This is a genomic window from Pseudomonas sp. GW822-FHT01E03 (assembly GCF_058802985.1).
Genome location: NZ_JBXAOQ010000010.1, coordinates 92,757 through 107,899, shown reverse-complemented (window position 1 = coordinate 107,899; position 15,143 = coordinate 92,757). Strand labels below are relative to the sequence as shown.

Below are 15,143 nucleotides of genomic sequence, written 5' to 3'. Positions count from 1 at the left end.
CCCCCGATTTGGAGCCCCCGATGCCGCGTCCCGCCTGGTCACTATTTGCCTATCAACTGATCGAGCCTGACGAACAGCTGGATCTGTTCGCCTGCCAGGAAGTGCGGGTGCATCTGGTGACCCGTCAGCTGGAATTGGGCGGTTCGGCGGACCGGACCCTGTGCGGCAGTCTGTTGCCGGCGCAACCGCGCTGGTCGAGTGTTGATCGCCGGGTGTTTCAGGACCAGCGGCTGTGTTCGTTGTGCCGGGCCATTCTTGAGTCGCAGAAGCGGGGGACGTCGCCGATCTGGCCGGAATTGCGGTTTGAGCTTTGATCCGTCATTGCGCGTTAGCCTTTTGCCGACTGTGCGTGTATCCGTTTCTACGGTAACGGCGGCATTGCCCTCTGGTCAGTTGCGCTCGGCCTGTTGAGTGGTGAAGAGCACGGGTGTGCGCCGACCTGCCGTTGCTCTGCTCTTCTGTAGGAGCGAGCTTGCTCGCGATGGACGTCAACGATAACGCGTGCTGCCTGAATGCCCGCGTTGTCCTGGCGTTTTTCGCGAGCAAGCTCGCTCCTACAGGGAAACGCGTTCAGTTGTGATCGGCCCGGCCAGCAGGCCGCCTCACCCTCAAAAATCCACACCGCCTGCCCTACAGCCTTCGCGAGCAAGCCCGCTCCCACACGGGATCGAGGATAATCTCAATATCGCCTTGCACTGCCTGTAATCGGGCGATCTCCCCGAAATAACGGACTGCAGTGTACAATCGCGTTCTTATACTCTCAGTTGATCATGCATAGGATTTTCCGGATGTTGTCGCGCTTTCCTGCCGTCACCCGCTGCCTGACTCTTGCCGCCCTCTTAGTGGCCGGTCCAGTCGCAGCATTGGAGCTTCCCCTGCCACCGCCCGGTGAGGACATCATCGGCCAGGTGCAGGTGATCAAGGCCAAGTACGAAGATACCTTCGCCGACCTTGGTACCGCCTACGATCTGGGCTACACGGAAATGGTCGCGGCCAACCCGGGTGTCGATGCCTGGTTGCCTGGCGCCGGTACGGAAATCATTCTGCCGACTCGCTTCATCCTGCCACCAGGTCCGCGTGAAGGCATCGTGATCAACCTGGCCGAGTACCGCCTCTATTACTACCCGAAAGGCAAGAACGTGGTGTACACGTTCCCGCTGGGTATCGGTCGTGAAGGCTGGGGCTCGCCGATTGCCCACACCAGCATCACCGCCAAGACACCGAACCCTACCTGGACGCCTCCGGCTTCGATCAAGGCCGAGCACGCAGCAGACGGTGACCCGCTGCCCAACGTTGTGCCGGCCGGCCCTGACAACCCGCTGGGGCCGTTCAAGTTCACCCTGGGCACACCGGGCTACCTGATCCACGGTTCGAACAAGAAGTTCGGTATCGGCATGCGCACCAGCCACGGTTGCTTCCGCATGTTCAACAACAACGTGCTGGAAATGGCGGGCATGGTGCCGGTCGGAACGTCCGTGCGGATCATCAACGACCCGTACAAGTTTGGTCTCAGTGGCGGCAAGGTCTATCTGGAGGCGCATACGCCGCTGGACGACAAGGGCAACCCGTCGGTGGTCGACAAGCACACCGCAGTCATCAATGCGATGCTCAAGCGTGAAGACATCACCAACAACCTGCGTATGAACTGGGATGTGGTGCGTGATGTGGTCGCCGCTGAAGACGGCCTGCCGGTTGAGATCGCTGTGCCGGGCAACGGCGTTGCACCGATGGTATCGAGCATGCCGATCGACCCGCTGCAGTAACGCTGGCAAAGAGCCCGTCGGCGCGGACAGCGTCGACGGGTTTTTTTATTGCCTGGAGAAACGCCAGGCAATAAAAAAGCCGACCCAAAAAATGGGTCGGCTTGATAACAATCCCGAAGGATTATTACTTGCGGCTAGCTTTGTCCAGCATGCGCAGAGCACGCTCGTTAGCTTCGTCAGCAGTCTGTTGTGCTTTTTGAGCAGCAGCCAGAGCTTCATCAGCTTTACGGTAAGCTTCGTCTGCACGAGCCTGGGAGCGAGCAGCTGCGTCTTCAGTAGCGGTCAGACGTGCTTCGGTTTCTTTCGATGCGCTGCTGCAACCGGTAGCCAGAACTGCGGCCAGAGCCAGAGCAGAGAATTTCAGAACGTTGTTCATCGTGTTCCCCTTCAAGGACTTTCTATTAAGTAGCTATCTCCTCCGATTGAGGAAAGAGCCGGCGTACATACTACCCATTACTTGTAGTAAGTAAAACTGACGTGACGCAAGAAGCAAAAAAAATTGTAGGCGTTGATTCTTTTTCGAGCAACTTTTAACTGAACTGTTTAAAAAATATCCAGCTGCAAGGCCCGTGGCTGAGCGAACTGGAGAGAAAAAGTTCCTTCGGCACACCGCTCTTTTTCCCGCCTGGCTAAAGTCCGCCTACATGGATTCGTCTACACTTTTGTTCGGCTTTTGCGTAGCGCCTCCCAATATCTTTCTCGATGTTCAGGTGACTTTAACAGCGGGCGCTCGTCTTAAGTCTCAACATCCGGCAATGTTCAGGCTATCGGCCCGGAGTGATCTTCGGTCGAGCGCAATCCTGCGTGATCCGGAGCAGCACCCGCCAACCCGCACGATGACGAGCGCACCTTGAGCATTTCTGCCAATGGTGCCTACTATTTGTACGTGCTCGGTAGCGCGAGATCGGTGCAGCTCTTCTCGGTGCCCACTCAGGCACGGGGTGGCGTAGATGTTCCTTCGCCGGAAAAACATCGGTAAGGTAGGGGTCGGAATTCCAGACCCGCGAGGAGTAGTGATGAGCGAGGCGTTGTCCATCCACCATGACCAGGCTGGTCATCAGTTCGAGACCAATGTGGACGGTCATCGTGCCTATCTGACCTATATGGATCTGGGGAAACAGACCCTGGATATCTATCGCACCTTCGTGCCCAACGCATTGCGTGGTCGCGGTATTGCGGCAGCCTTGACCGAGAAGGCGCTGGAGTACGCTGACGAAATGGGCTACACCGTCATTCCATCGTGCTCCTACGTCGAGCGCTACATGGAGCGTCACCAGCGGCATGCGGCCAAGCTGAGTCAGTGACCTTCAACAAAACGAACACATAAAAAAACGCCGGGTCCAGCCCGGCGTTTTTTTTGTGTGTGCTTTTTGCGCCGCCAAACAGGCGATCAGCTGCGATCGCGTTTAGGCAGCACATCCTTGAGCTTGGCATGCATGCTGCGCAAGGTGTTTTCGGTCGCGGTCCAGTCGATGCAGGCGTCGGTGATCGACACGCCGTATTGCAGGTCGGCGAGGTCTTTCGGGATCGCCTGGGCGCCCCAGTTCAAGTGGCTTTCAACCATCAGGCCGATGATCGACTTGTTGCCTTCGAGGATCTGGTTGGCGACGTTCTCCATCACCAGCGGTTGCAGGGCCGGATCCTTGTTGGAGTTGGCGTGGCTGCAATCGACCATGATGTTCGGCTTGATCTTCGCCTTGTTCAGCGCCTGCTCGCAGAGCGCAACGCTGACCGAATCGTAGTTCGGTTTGCCGTTGCCGCCGCGCAGCACCACGTGACCGTAGGCATTGCCCTTGGTGGTCACGATCGACACGCCACCTTCCTGGTTGATACCCAGGAAGCGGTGCGGGCTGGAAACCGATTGCAGGGCGTTGATCGCCACGGTCAGGCCGCCATCTGTGCCGTTCTTGAAGCCGACGGCCGAGGACAGCCCGGAGGCCATTTCACGGTGAGTCTGGGATTCGGTGGTGCGCGCGCCGATGGCCGACCAGCTGATCAGGTCCTGCAAGTATTGCGGGGAGATCGGGTCGAGGGCTTCGGTGGCGGTCGGCAGGCCTTTTTCGGCCAGGTCCAGCAGCAACTGGCGACCGATGTGCAAGCCGTCCTGGATCTTGAACGAGTCGTCCAGGTACGGGTCGTTGATCAAGCCTTTCCAGCCGACGGTGGTACGTGGCTTCTCGAAATACACGCGCATGACCAGATACAGGGTATCGGACACTTCGGCGGCGAGAACTTTCAGGCGCTCGGCATATTCGTGGGCGGCCTTGATGTCGTGGATCGAGCAAGGCCCGATGACGACGAACAGGCGATGGTCGGTGCCATCCAGAATGTTGCGAATGACTTCGCGGCCCTTGGTGACGGTGCGCAGTGCGGCGTCGCTCAGGGGAATATCGCGCTTGAGCTGATCGGGAGTGATCAGTGTCTCGTTGGAGGCGACGTTTAGGTCGTTGATCGGTAAATCAGCCATCGTTTACTCGTCAGGTCACGGGTGCCGGCCGCCAGCGAACCCGCGCGGCGGAGCACAGCAAATTAAGCGCGTCGGGGAGCTGAACCTTAGCGCGTTACACCGTGGCTCGACAATGGGCAGACGCCGGTTTGGTGGGGTTTCGCAGTCAGTTTCCCTGCCGCGAGGGGCAAACCGATCAAGAATGCCTCTATTCCAGCACCGGTTGCGCAAAAGCCTTGCGCACCGAATCGTGAGAGAACTCGTCGGCATGCTCCTGGACCCATTCGAGGGCCAGGGCCTGGATGTCCTGCAAGTCTTCGTGGGCCTCATGCAGGCGGCAGTAGCGTTCGATCTGGCACACCTGTTCGCCCATCCGGGCGCTGAACAGCGTTTGTTCATCGACGAAAGCGATGCCTACCAGATAACCGCGCTTGCGTCGCAGGCACCAGGCGACATAGCCCAGGTAGCGCATGTCCGGGTTCACGGTCGGCATGCGTACCTCCAGCGCCGTGCCGTGACGCCACGCACGGTGATAATTGCAAGCCATGCCCCCGAGACTGATAGTGTGCAGCTGTCGTCGCGAAAGACACTCAGGTTTCAGCAACGTTAATTCGACGGGCACATCGTCAGGGTGAGGAATGAATCGTCCCATGAACACAGACTCCATGTGTCGGCCATCTGACATTGTTCCTCCCAGTATAGTGGTCGAATTGGAACTGACCGATTTTGACGCCGACCAACGGCTGCTGGCGATGAGCGGTGTATCGCTGGTCATTTTCACCAGTGTCGGCTGCGCCAGTTGCCGTTTTGCCCGCGAGCAATTGCCGACACTCGACCTGGCAGTCGATCGACTGTGCTGGATCGATGCCGGCAACAACGGCGGGGTGGTCGAGCGTTATCAGGTTTTTCACTTGCCGGCGCTGTTTGTCGTTCGCGACGGTGAATTCTTTGGAGCACTGAAATCGCGCCTGACCGGCACCGAGCTCAATCGGGCCGTGCACCAGGCGCTGAGTCGAACAGCAGAGGAGTTGCCATGATGGGGACAGTTGCCAAGCCGACGATCGGCATTATCGGGACCGGCGCAATCGGCGGTTTCTACGGGGTGATGCTGGCACGTGCCGGTTTTGATGTGCATTTTCTGCTGCGCAGCGAGTTCTCCGCGGTGGCCGAGCATGGCTTGCGAGTCGATAGCGCGCCCCACGGTGTACTGACGTTGAACCCGGTGCAGGCCTATTCGGATGCGCAAGACATGCCACCTTGCGATTGGCTGCTGGTGGGCGCGAAAACCACCAGCAACGCCGACCTGGCACCTGCCATCCTGCAGGCGGCGGCACCGAGCGCCAAGGTACTGCTGTTGCAAAACGGCCTGGACGTCGAAGACAGCCTGCGCGCGTTGCTCCCCGATTCGCTGCATGTGCTTGGAGGGCTCTGCTACATCTGCGTCCATCGCGAGGCGCCGGGTGTCATTACCCATCAGGCGCTGGGCGCGGTCCATGTGGGTTATCACAGCGGTCCCGCCGATGGGCCGGCACGCAGCGCAATTGTCGAGGAGGGCGTCGGGCTGTTTCGCAGCGCCGGCCTCGATTCCCAGGCCATGGCGAATCTGCATCAGGCGCGTTGGCAAAAACTGGTCTGGAATATCCCTTACAACGGTCTCTCGGTTTTGCTGGGGGCGAGCACCACACCGTTGATGGCCGATGCCGACAGCCGCGAGCTGATCAAGGCGCTGATGGCTGAAGTGGTCCAAGGCGCTGTTGCCTGCGGGCACGACGTACCGGCAGGCTATGCCGAGCATTTGTTCATGGTGACCGAAAAGATGCCCGACTACTGGCCGAGCATGTACCACGATTATTTGCACAAGCGACCGCTGGAACTGGCCGCGATCTACGCCCGGCCTTTGGCGGCGGCGAAGGCTGCCGGGTGTGAGATGCCACGCATCGAGGCCTTGTATCGCAGTTTGAGTTTCATTGATCGACGCAATACCTGAGTCGACCGACCTGAGGGGGAAGGGCATGCCAAAGGCAATTGACGACAAGCTGGTGCTGGCGATTTCTTCGCGGGCGCTGTTCGACCTGAGCGAAAGCCACAAGGTCTACCTGTCGAGTGGTGTCGAGGCCTACCGGCAATATCAGATCGAACACGAAGACGAAATCCTCGAGCCCGGCGATGCCTTCCCGTTGGTGCAGAAACTCCTGAACCTCAACAACAGCCTCGGCCGCGCCCGGGTCGAGGTGATTCTGGTGTCGCGCAACAGCGCCGACACCGGGCTGCGGGTGTTCAACTCGATTGACCACTACGGACTGGCCATTTCCCGTGCGGCCTTTGTCGGCGGGCGCAGTCCGTATCCCTACCTCAAGGCCTTTGGCTGCGACCTGTTTCTCTCGACCCACGCTGAAGACGTGCGCAATGCACTGGACGCCGGGTTCGCGGCAGCGACCATTCTGTCGGGCGGTGCCAGCCGTGCGGCCAGCGACGAGTTACGCATTGCCTTCGATGGAGACGCGGTACTGTTTTCCGATGAGTCGGAACGCGTTTATCAGGCCGGTGGTCTGGAGGCGTTCCAGGCCAGCGAGCGTGAGGCCGCCCGCGAACCGTTGCGCGGTGGGCCGTTCAAAGGGTTTCTCGCGGCCCTCAACCTGCTGCAGCGTGAGTTCCCGGAGGACACCTGTCCGATCCGTACCGCGCTGGTCACGGCGCGATCGGCGCCGGCCCATGAGCGGGTCATTCGCACGTTGCGCGAATGGGACATCCGTCTCGACGAGTCGCTGTTCCTCGGCGGCCTGACCAAGTCGGCCTTTCTCGAAGCCTTCGCGGCCGACGTGTTTTTCGACGATCAGGCCGGTCACTGCGAGTTGGCCCGAGAAGTCGTCGCCACCGGTCATGTGCCCCATGGCATAAGCAACGAGCAAAAGGTTTAAGCCCACCGTTCAATGCGTTGCGCGGGACGTCGTAGTCGCCAAGGCACTGCTAAGCTGAATCAAATCTCCGCCATGTTGGCAGTCGAGGAGGTCATATGATTCGTTCGATGCTGTATGCCACTGACCTTGGTCTGTACGCGCCCGTGGTGATGCAGCATGCCCTGGAACTGGCCAGGACCTTCAATGCCAGTTTGTATGTCGTGCATGCGGTTGAACCCATGGGGTTGTTTGCCGAATCGGTGCTGCAAAGTTATCTCGATGAACAGGCGCTGAACGAGTTTCACAGCCAGGGCCTCAATACGGTGATTGCCAGTATCGAGCAGCGGGTGCTCGACAGTTTTCGTGAGGAGTTGGGGGATGAAGGGGAGCACGACCTGGAGCGGATTCAGGCAGTACGGGTGCTGCAGGGCGATCCGTCGCAGGTGATTCTGGACCAGGCGCAGAAACTCTCCGTGGATTTGTTGATCGTAGGTAGTCACAGCCATGGTGCTGGTGCGGAAACGCCTCTGGGGCGAACCGCCGCCCGTGTGTTGCAACTGTCCAAGGTGCCGGTCTATCTGGTGCCGCTGGTGCAACGTCGTCGTCAAGGGGATCTCTAGAACACGAATAATGGCAATTTGATAAAAAAGTTCTAGATTTATTCTTCGAGCCATTAATATAGTTATATACCGTCGCTGATGCCCGTGGCGTCTACCTGCTTTGAGGGATTCATATGAAGCTTCAACAATTGCGCTACATCTGGGAAGTGGCGCACCACGACCTCAACGTTTCCGCTACAGCCCAAAGCCTTTACACCTCTCAACCAGGCATCAGCAAGCAGATCCGTCTGCTGGAAGACGAACTGGGCGTCGAGGTTTTTGCCCGTAGCGGCAAGCACCTGACCCGTGTCACCCCGGCCGGTGAGCGCATCATCACCACCGCTGGCGAGATTCTGCGCAAGGTTGAAAGCATCAAGCAGATCGCCCAGGAGTTCTCCAACGAGAAGAAAGGCACCCTGTCGATTGCCACCACTCATACCCAGGCGCGTTATGCGTTGCCGCCGGTAATCAGCAATTTCATCAAGCAATACCCGGACGTGGCCCTGCACATGCATCAGGGATCGCCGATGCAAATCGCCGAAATGGCCGCTGACGGCACCGTGGATTTCGCCATTGCCACCGAAGCGCTCGAGCTGTTCGGTGATCTGGTGATGATGCCGTGCTACCGCTGGAACCGTTGCGTGGTCGTGCCTCAGGGCCACCCGCTGACCAAACTGTCGAAACTGACCCTCGAAGCACTGGCCGAATACCCGATCGTGACGTACGTGTTCGGTTTTACCGGCCGTTCGAAACTCGACGAAGCCTTCAGCCATCGCGGCCTGACGCCGAAAGTGGTGTTCACCGCCGCCGACGCCGACGTGATCAAGACCTATGTTCGCCTGGGTCTGGGCGTAGGCATCGTGGCCAAAATGGCTGTCGACACCAAGCTCGATAGCGACCTGGTGGTACTCGATGCCAGCGAACTGTTCGAGTCCAGCGTAACCAAGATCGGCTTCCGTCGCGGCACCTTCCTGCGGGGTTTCATGTGCGACTTCATCGAGAAGTTTGCGCCGCACCTGACCCGCGAAGTCATGGCCAAGGCCATTCAGTGCCACAACAAGCAGGAACTGGAAGAGCTGTTCGAAGGCGTCGAACTACCCGTTCACTGATAGCGTTTCCTGCCGGTCAAACCACCTCGGTGACAGCGAACTGTTGCCGAGCGCCCGCCACCATGATCTCCACCTCATCGCCCTCGAACTTGCCCAGCAGGCTTTTGCCCAGCGGTGAGCGCGGGGTGATGACGGTAATCAGTTGCCCCACCAGATCGACCTTCAACCCTGCTGCATCGGGGGCCAGAAACAGCCATTGTTCGCGCCCCTTTTCGTCCTCCAGCCCCAGCAGCGCGCCCACTTCGATGCCCCGCTGATCGTCATACGGACGCAGGGCGAGGTTCTGGCAGAGGCTCAGCGACTGGCGAATTTCCTCGACCCGCCTGGCTTGCCCGGCCGCGAGATAGGACGCTTCCAGCCCCAGGGTGTCGTACTTGTTCTCGGCGATGTTTTCTTCGTGGGTCGCCGTTTCGTAGGCGGTTTGTGCGGCCCGCTCGGCGATGTCGAGATCGATCCGCAGCCTGTCGAGAATCAGTTGGTGGACGGTTTGCTTATTCATGATCAATCGCAGAATTGCAGGACGTTGGCGCGGCTTTTTTCGCTGGGTGCAGTCCGGTCCTGTTGCAGCCAGAACTGACAGTTCGGGTTGGCCAGGTTGCGACTGCTGCTACGTGCCTGATCAAGACGTTGCTGCTGTTCGTTCTTGCGCAGGTTTTCTTCATATTGCTCGAACAGCGGGCTCTGTGGCGGAATGTTCGGCAGCGGTTGAGCCGCTGCGGGTGGTTGGGCCAGCTGCTCAACCGCCGCCGCGACCGGGGCGAGTTGCTCGCTGAAAAACAGGCGCGACGCGAGCCAGCAGGTCAACACAATGGCAATGAACCCGAGCCACATGCCGAGGGCGATACTGCCGGTCAGTTGCAGGGCGCTGAGGCTGATCGGGAAGGATCGGCGCGGAGTGGGGCGGTGGGGCATGGTTGCCTCCTGGCGAAAGGTCACTGGCGAATGGCGATTGTCGCATGAAGAATAATCGCCGTCGGCTCTTCTGCACGGGGTAATTTATGCGGACAATCGGCGCCTTTGCCAACGGGAGCCTGGAATGCCTGAAATGAAAACCCGCTGGGATATTTTTTGCACCGTGGTCGACAACTTCGGCGACATCGGCGTGACCTGGCGACTGGCCCGGCAACTGGTGGCCGAACATGGGCTGGCGGTGCGTCTATGGGTCGATGACCTGCGAGCGTTCGAGCGCCTGTGCCCGGAAATCGACATCCATGCTCCCAGGCAGTTGCAGCAAGACGTCGAAGTGCGCCAATGGCCAGCCGAGTGGCAACCGACCGAAGCCGCCGATGTGGTGATTGCTGCATTTGCCTGCCAATTGCCGAGCGCCTATATGGAGGCCATGGCCGAACGGGAGAAGACGCCGCTGTGGATGAACCTGGATTACCTGAGCGCCGAAGACTGGGTCATCGGCTGCCACGGTTTGCCCTCGGTGAAGTACAAAAACGTGCAGAAGTTCTTCTTCTTCCCAGGATTCCAGAAGGGCACCGGCGGACTGCTGCGTGAGCGAGGGTTGCTGGAACGGCGTCGGCAATTTCAGCAAAACCCGCAGGCTCAAAGAAAATTCCTGCAAGGCTTGGGAATTGATCCTGCGCCCGGCGCGCAGCTGATCTCATTGTTTGCCTACGAAAACACCGGTCTGGCCAGTTGGCTTGATGCAATGGCCGGCGATTCTACTGCCACTCATCTGCTGGTGCCGGAAGGGCGGATTCTCGGCGACGTCGAGCGTTGGCTCGGTGTACAGGGTTTGGCGGCCGGTGCCGTGCATGTGCGTGATGCCTTGACCGTGCAAGTGCTGCCATTCGTCCGCCAGGACCAGTACGACCGGTTGCTGTGGTGCTGCGATTTCAATGCCGTGCGCGGCGAAGATTCCTTTGTGCGCGCCCAATGGGCTGGCCGGCCATTTCTCTGGCATATCTACCGGCAAGAAGAAGACATCCACCTGGACAAGCTCGAAGCCTTCCTCGAACTCTATGTGAAGGGGGTATCTGCGCCTGCGCGGGAGGCGATCAGCGGTCTCTGGCGGGCGTGGAACGCCGGTGAAAAAATGGCCGACCACTGGCAATTCACTCGTAAACACTGGCCAGAGCTGGAAAAACACGCTGAGGCGTGGTGTCTGGAGCAGGCCTTGCAGGCCGATCTTGCCACGGCGCTGGTACAGTTTTATGGAAATTGGATATGATACGCGGCCTAGATTTTTGTAAATCCCATCCAAATTCGGATATTCGCAATGAAAACTGGTAAAGAACTGAAACCCGGGACCGTGATTCGTCTCGAAAACGATCCTTGGCTGGTTCAGAAAGCTGAATTCACCAAGTCCGGTCGTAACAGCGCGATCATGAAGACCAAGCTGAAAAACCTGCTGACCGGTTACAAGACCGAGATCGTTTACAGCGCCGACGACAAACTGGACGACGTAATCCTCGACCGCAAAGAAGCGACCCTGTCCTTCATCAGCGGCGACACCTACACGTTCATGGACACCACCGACTACACCATGTACGAGCTGAACGCTGAAGACATCGAAGCCGTTCTGCCTTTCGTTGAAGAAGGCATGACCGATGTTTGCGAAGCGATCTTCTTCGAAGAGCGTCTGGTTTCCGTAGAGCTGCCGACCACTATCGTGCGTCAGGTTGACTACACCGAAGGTTCCGCTCGCGGCGACACTTCCGGCAAGGTGATGAAGCCTGCCAAACTGAAGAACGGTACCGAGCTGTCGGTTGCTGACTTCATCGAAATCGGCGACATGATCGAGATCGATACCCGCGAAGGCGGTTCCTACAAAGGCCGTGCCAAATAAGCACAGCTTCAGGAATGAAAAAGCCCGACCATTGAGTCGGGCTTTTTTTTGCCTGAAACACTCCACCCTCTGTAGGAGCGAGCTTGCTCGCGATGGAGGCCCAGTCAACGCGGGCATTCAGATAGCCCGAGTTATCGTTAACAACCATCGCGAGCAAGCTCGCTCCTACAGGGGACAGGGTGGGGCAGTGTTATTTCTTCAGGTGTTGCTTGAGTTCTTCAGACGCCTGCAGCATCGCCGAACGCACCGCTGGCACCTGGCTCACCACGTTGAGCAAACCGTAGTCGTGGATCAGGCCGTTGTAGCGAACCGAGGTCACCGGCACACCGGCCTCGTCCAGCTTGCGGGCGTAGGCTTCGCCTTCGTCGCGCAACACGTCGGCTCCGGCGGTCTGCACCAGCGCTGGAGGCAATCCTTTCAACTGGGCGGTGGTTGCGCGCAGTGGCGAGGCGTAGATCTCGTTCCGTTGCTTGGCGTCGGTGGTGTAGTTGTCCCAGAACCACTTCATCATGTTTTTGGTGAGGAAGTGCCCTTCGGCAAACTGGTTGTAGGACGCGGTTTCGAAGTTGGCATCAGTCACCGGCCACAACAGCACCTGGAACCTGATCGCCGGTGTGCCCTTGTCCTTGGCCATCAGCGCAACCACAGCCGCCATGTTACCGCCGACACTGTTGCCGGCTACCGCCAGGCGCTGGCCATCGACGTTGATCTCTTTGCCGTGCTCGGCCACCCATCGGGTTGCGGCGTAAGCCTGGTTGATCGCCACCGGGTAATGCGCTTCCGGCGACGGCGTGTAGTTCACGAATACGGCCGCGGCACCCGAACCCGTCACCAGGTCACGCACCAGCCGCTCGTGGGTCGGGAAGTCCCCCAGCACCCAGCCACCGCCGTGGAAGAACATGAACACCGGCAGCTCGCCCTTGACCCCGGCCGGCCGGACGATGGTCAGGCTGATCGGTTGGCCGTCGACTTGAATGGTCTTCTGGCTGACATCGGCTTTTGGCAGCGTCAGCTTCACCCCGGCCTGCGCGCCCACCAGCACGGCGCGGGCCTCGGCGGGCGTCATTTGCTCCATCGGCTTGCCGGTTCCGGCGTTGAGAACGTCGAGGAACGCCTGGGTGTTGTGTTCAACCCCGGTACCTGCGAACGCGTTGCTGATGGACAAGGCGAGAAGGGTACCGGTCAAGACTTTGCTGAAAGTGTTCATGTTCGTTTCCTGTTCGGGCCTGGGTAGTCAGCGCTTAGACGGTTACGTGCAGACGCACATCGACGTTGCCACGGGTGGCGTTGGAGTACGGGCAGACCTGGTGGGCCGCATCGACCAGTGTTTGTGCATCGGCTTGTTCAAGACCCGGCAGGCTGATGTGCAGGTCGATGTCCAGGCCGAAGCCGCCAGGGATCTGGCCGATGCCGACATGAGCGGTGATCGAAGCGTCGTTAGGAATGCTGCGCTTGGTCTGGCTGGCCACGAATTTCAGGGCACCGATGAAGCAGGCGGAGTAGCCGGCAGCGAACAGTTGCTCTGGGTTGGTGGCTGCGCCGCCGGCACCGCCGAGTTCTTTGGGCGTGGCGAGCTTGACGTCGAGGATGTTGTCGCTGGAAACCGCACGACCGTCACGGCCACCGGTGGAGGTTGCGATTGCGGTGTAGAGAGTTTGCATGGTGAAAGCCTCGTTCAGGGTTTGTTTGTTTTGCGCTAAATGTTTGCGCGCTAAGTAAGTGCGAAATAAATGTATCGCGCTAATGTTTGGCGCGCAATATATTTTTTCAAAGAAATTTGAAAAAAGACGCAAGGCTGTGAGGTGGTTTAGGTTGAAAGTATTGAGCTAGAGCTATCGAGGGGGATTTTCAGCGGGTTTTTTTCTGGGGAGGGTGGCGAACCCGGTTTTCTGGTGGGCCGCAGAGCCGCTGTGGGAGCGAGCTTGCTCGCGATTGCAGTCTCACATTCAGCAATGATGCTGACTGATACACCGCCATCGCGAGCAAGCTCGCTCCCACAAGGGATTTGTGGTGGTTTGGAGACTAGAGGCTGTCTTGCAGGTGGCGACGCAACTCCTGCAGTTCCGCCTGCAGGTTTTTCAGGCGCTCCAGGGGCATCCCGCTGGCGCCGAGGATGCATTGGGGAATGTCCCGGGCCTTGTCGCGCAACGCCCGGCCCTGTTCGGTGAGTTCGACGATCACCACCCGCTCATCTTCGCGGCTGCGGGTTCGGCTGAGCAGGCCTTCGGCTTCCAGGCGCTTGAGCAGCGGCGTCAACGAGCCAGGATCGGTCAGCAACCGCGTGCTGATTTCACCTACGGTCAAACCGTCCTTTTCCCACAACACCATCATCGCCAGGTATTGCGGGTAGGTCAGGCCCAGCGCTTGCAGCAAGGGTTTGTAGACCTTGGTCATCATCAGCGAAGTGGAATGCAGGGCGAAGCACGCCTGATTGTCCAGCAGCAGGTTGTCGCAGTTGTCCGGGGTGTTGCGCTCGGTGGTCATGTCGAAGCCTTGATCTGTGATCTGAAGAATCTAGCGGGCGAGTCTTTAATGCGCCAGATAATTTTGATCAGTGCCGTTGCAAATGGGTTTGCAGCACCAGATCCCAGGGCGGAATCGGGCTGAAGCGGGTTTTCAGGTACTCCAGCAACAAGCGACTGCGGGAGTTGGGCTGCTGTTCCAGGCGCAAGGCGTAGATGCCGGCGCTTTCCGGTTTCGGCAGACCGCTGTCGCAGAACAGCGGCAGCAACTCACCCCGCAACAGGTATTCGCTGGCCAGCCAGGTCGGCAGGTGCGCGATACCCAGTCCGGCCAATGCGCCGCACACCAGCGCCTCGGCATTGTTGGCGCTCATGCGGATCCGCGCCGGCCGGTGCAACTGCATTTGCCCGTCGCGCTCGAAACGCCAGGCGAAGGGCGGAGCCAGGCCATCCCAGTCGAGTCCGTCGTGTTCAATCAGCTGTGTCGGCTCGGTCGGCACGCCGCGACGTCGCAAATAATCAGGGCTGGCGCAGGCGATACGCACCATGCTCGCCAGTGGCGTGGCCACCAGTCGCGTGTCGGCCAATTGCCCGGCGCGCAGCACCAGATCGACCTTGCCGAGGTTCAGGCCCTGCATGTCGACGAAGCTGTCGATCAAGTGCAACTGCACATCGAGCCCGGGGTAGAGCATCAGGAAATCGGCAATCACCGGTGCCAGGTGCCGGCGACCAAAGGCTGCCGGCGCATCGATACGAATCAGGCCTTCCGGCGCGCTGCTCAGGGACACCGCCTCGGCCCGGGCCAGGCGCAATTCGGCGACGATCCGCCGTGCGCGCTCGGCAAAGGCCAATCCCGCCGGCGTGGCGCGTACCGCATGCGTGCTGCGCAGGAACAGCTGACTGCCGACCGCGCTTTCCAGGCTGTCGATACGCCGTGCCACGGCCGAAGGGGTTAGCGGATGACGGCGCGAGGCGGCGGAAAAACTGCCGGTTTCCAGCACGTCGAGGAACAAGGCCAGTTGGTCGGTCAGTTGATTGGGGTTCATGGCAGGTTTGTGCTTGTGCGAATT

The 15,143-nt window shown here is 59.4% G+C and carries 19 protein-coding genes; 10 read left to right on the top strand and 9 right to left on the bottom strand.

Annotated elements, in window-relative coordinates; genetic code table 11:
- The first annotated feature begins 20 nt into the window (after positions 1-20).
- Both AC1RP7_RS20390 and AC1RP7_RS20385 read left to right on the top strand, forming a co-directional pair.
- On the top strand, positions 21-314 hold the full coding sequence (locus tag AC1RP7_RS20390) for a hypothetical protein (RefSeq protein ID WP_003226812.1): 294 nt from the start codon (positions 21-23) through the stop codon (positions 312-314).
- Positions 315-788: 474 nt separating this feature from the next.
- Positions 789-1,763, top strand: coding sequence for a L,D-transpeptidase family protein (locus AC1RP7_RS20385; RefSeq protein ID WP_057713807.1), 975 nt, complete (start codon positions 789-791; stop codon positions 1,761-1,763).
- 124 nt (positions 1,764-1,887) lie between these two features.
- Here the strand turns inward: AC1RP7_RS20385 and oprI are convergent, their stop codons facing one another.
- Positions 1,888-2,139 (bottom strand): outer membrane lipoprotei OprI, encoded by a 252-nt coding sequence (oprI, locus tag AC1RP7_RS20380; protein WP_003199355.1) that lies wholly within the window; start codon positions 2,137-2,139, stop codon positions 1,888-1,890.
- Positions 2,140-2,779: 640 nt separating this feature from the next.
- Here oprI and AC1RP7_RS20375 point away from each other — a divergent pair.
- Complete coding sequence (locus AC1RP7_RS20375; RefSeq protein ID WP_007973562.1) at positions 2,780-3,067, top strand: GNAT family N-acetyltransferase; 288 nt, start codon at positions 2,780-2,782, stop codon at positions 3,065-3,067.
- An 86-nt stretch (positions 3,068-3,153) separates the two neighbouring features.
- Here AC1RP7_RS20375 and AC1RP7_RS20370 read toward each other — a convergent pair whose 3' ends face one another.
- Both AC1RP7_RS20370 and AC1RP7_RS20365 read right to left on the bottom strand, forming a co-directional pair.
- Positions 3,154-4,230, bottom strand: a complete 1,077-nt coding sequence (locus tag AC1RP7_RS20370; protein WP_007973561.1) for a 3-deoxy-7-phosphoheptulonate synthase — start codon at positions 4,228-4,230, stop codon at positions 3,154-3,156.
- 187 nt (positions 4,231-4,417) lie between these two features.
- On the bottom strand, positions 4,418-4,861 hold the full coding sequence (locus AC1RP7_RS20365; protein ID WP_079246728.1) for a PilZ domain-containing protein: 444 nt from the start codon (positions 4,859-4,861) through the stop codon (positions 4,418-4,420).
- Here AC1RP7_RS20365 and AC1RP7_RS20360 point away from each other — a divergent pair.
- The 5 genes from AC1RP7_RS20360 to cysB all read left to right on the top strand — a co-directional run bounded on the left by AC1RP7_RS20360 (position 4,860) and on the right by cysB (position 8,814).
- Positions 4,860-5,246 carry a thioredoxin family protein gene (locus AC1RP7_RS20360; RefSeq protein WP_057713808.1) on the top strand — a complete coding sequence of 129 codons (387 nt, stop codon included), beginning with the start codon at positions 4,860-4,862 and terminating at the stop codon, positions 5,244-5,246. The genes AC1RP7_RS20365 and AC1RP7_RS20360 overlap by 2 nt on opposite strands.
- Complete coding sequence (locus tag AC1RP7_RS20355; RefSeq protein ID WP_493181045.1) at positions 5,243-6,196, top strand: putative 2-dehydropantoate 2-reductase; 954 nt, start codon at positions 5,243-5,245, stop codon at positions 6,194-6,196. Before AC1RP7_RS20360 ends, AC1RP7_RS20355 begins: the two co-directional genes overlap by 4 nt.
- A gap of 25 nt (positions 6,197-6,221) precedes the next feature.
- Positions 6,222-7,127 carry a 5'-nucleotidase gene (locus AC1RP7_RS20350; RefSeq protein WP_057713810.1) on the top strand — a complete coding sequence of 302 codons (906 nt, stop codon included), beginning with the start codon at positions 6,222-6,224 and terminating at the stop codon, positions 7,125-7,127.
- A 95-nt stretch (positions 7,128-7,222) separates the two neighbouring features.
- Positions 7,223-7,726: a universal stress protein gene (locus tag AC1RP7_RS20345; RefSeq protein ID WP_057713811.1), complete on the top strand. Its 504-nt coding sequence runs from the start codon at positions 7,223-7,225 to the stop codon at positions 7,724-7,726.
- 113 nt (positions 7,727-7,839) lie between these two features.
- Entirely contained in the window at positions 7,840-8,814 is a 975-nt protein-coding gene (gene cysB / locus AC1RP7_RS20340) for an HTH-type transcriptional regulator CysB (protein WP_015094029.1), read from the top strand.
- Between the two features lie 16 nt (positions 8,815-8,830).
- On the opposite strand, the gene AC1RP7_RS20335 is transcribed toward cysB, so the two are convergent.
- Together AC1RP7_RS20335 and AC1RP7_RS20330 are read right to left on the bottom strand one after the other, a co-directional pair.
- Entirely contained in the window at positions 8,831-9,313 is a 483-nt protein-coding gene (locus AC1RP7_RS20335; RefSeq protein ID WP_057713812.1) for a GreA/GreB family elongation factor, read from the bottom strand.
- A gap of 2 nt (positions 9,314-9,315) precedes the next feature.
- Positions 9,316-9,726 (bottom strand): hypothetical protein, encoded by a 411-nt coding sequence (locus AC1RP7_RS20330; RefSeq protein WP_349734940.1) that lies wholly within the window; start codon positions 9,724-9,726, stop codon positions 9,316-9,318.
- Between the two features lie 124 nt (positions 9,727-9,850).
- On the opposite strand from AC1RP7_RS20330, the gene earP reads away from it, so the two are divergent.
- Positions 9,851-10,993, top strand: a complete 1,143-nt coding sequence (gene earP / locus AC1RP7_RS20325; RefSeq protein WP_349734938.1) for an elongation factor P maturation arginine rhamnosyltransferase EarP — start codon at positions 9,851-9,853, stop codon at positions 10,991-10,993.
- A 48-nt stretch (positions 10,994-11,041) separates the two neighbouring features.
- Complete coding sequence (locus AC1RP7_RS20320; RefSeq protein WP_007943632.1) at positions 11,042-11,611, top strand: elongation factor P; 570 nt, start codon at positions 11,042-11,044, stop codon at positions 11,609-11,611.
- Positions 11,612-11,801: 190 nt separating this feature from the next.
- Here AC1RP7_RS20320 and AC1RP7_RS20315 read toward each other — a convergent pair whose 3' ends face one another.
- The 4 genes from AC1RP7_RS20315 to AC1RP7_RS20300 form a co-directional block, all read right to left on the bottom strand.
- Positions 11,802-12,818 carry an alpha/beta hydrolase gene (locus AC1RP7_RS20315; protein ID WP_154910816.1) on the bottom strand — a complete coding sequence of 339 codons (1,017 nt, stop codon included), beginning with the start codon at positions 12,816-12,818 and terminating at the stop codon, positions 11,802-11,804.
- Positions 12,819-12,852: 34 nt separating this feature from the next.
- Entirely contained in the window at positions 12,853-13,272 is a 420-nt protein-coding gene (locus tag AC1RP7_RS20310) for an organic hydroperoxide resistance protein (RefSeq protein WP_218494460.1), read from the bottom strand.
- A gap of 361 nt (positions 13,273-13,633) precedes the next feature.
- Positions 13,634-14,095: a MarR family winged helix-turn-helix transcriptional regulator gene (locus AC1RP7_RS20305; protein ID WP_493181044.1), complete on the bottom strand. Its 462-nt coding sequence runs from the start codon at positions 14,093-14,095 to the stop codon at positions 13,634-13,636.
- Positions 14,096-14,162: 67 nt separating this feature from the next.
- Positions 14,163-15,119 carry a LysR family transcriptional regulator gene (locus AC1RP7_RS20300; RefSeq protein ID WP_090457967.1) on the bottom strand — a complete coding sequence of 319 codons (957 nt, stop codon included), beginning with the start codon at positions 15,117-15,119 and terminating at the stop codon, positions 14,163-14,165.
- Between the last annotated feature and the right edge of the window lie 24 nt (positions 15,120-15,143).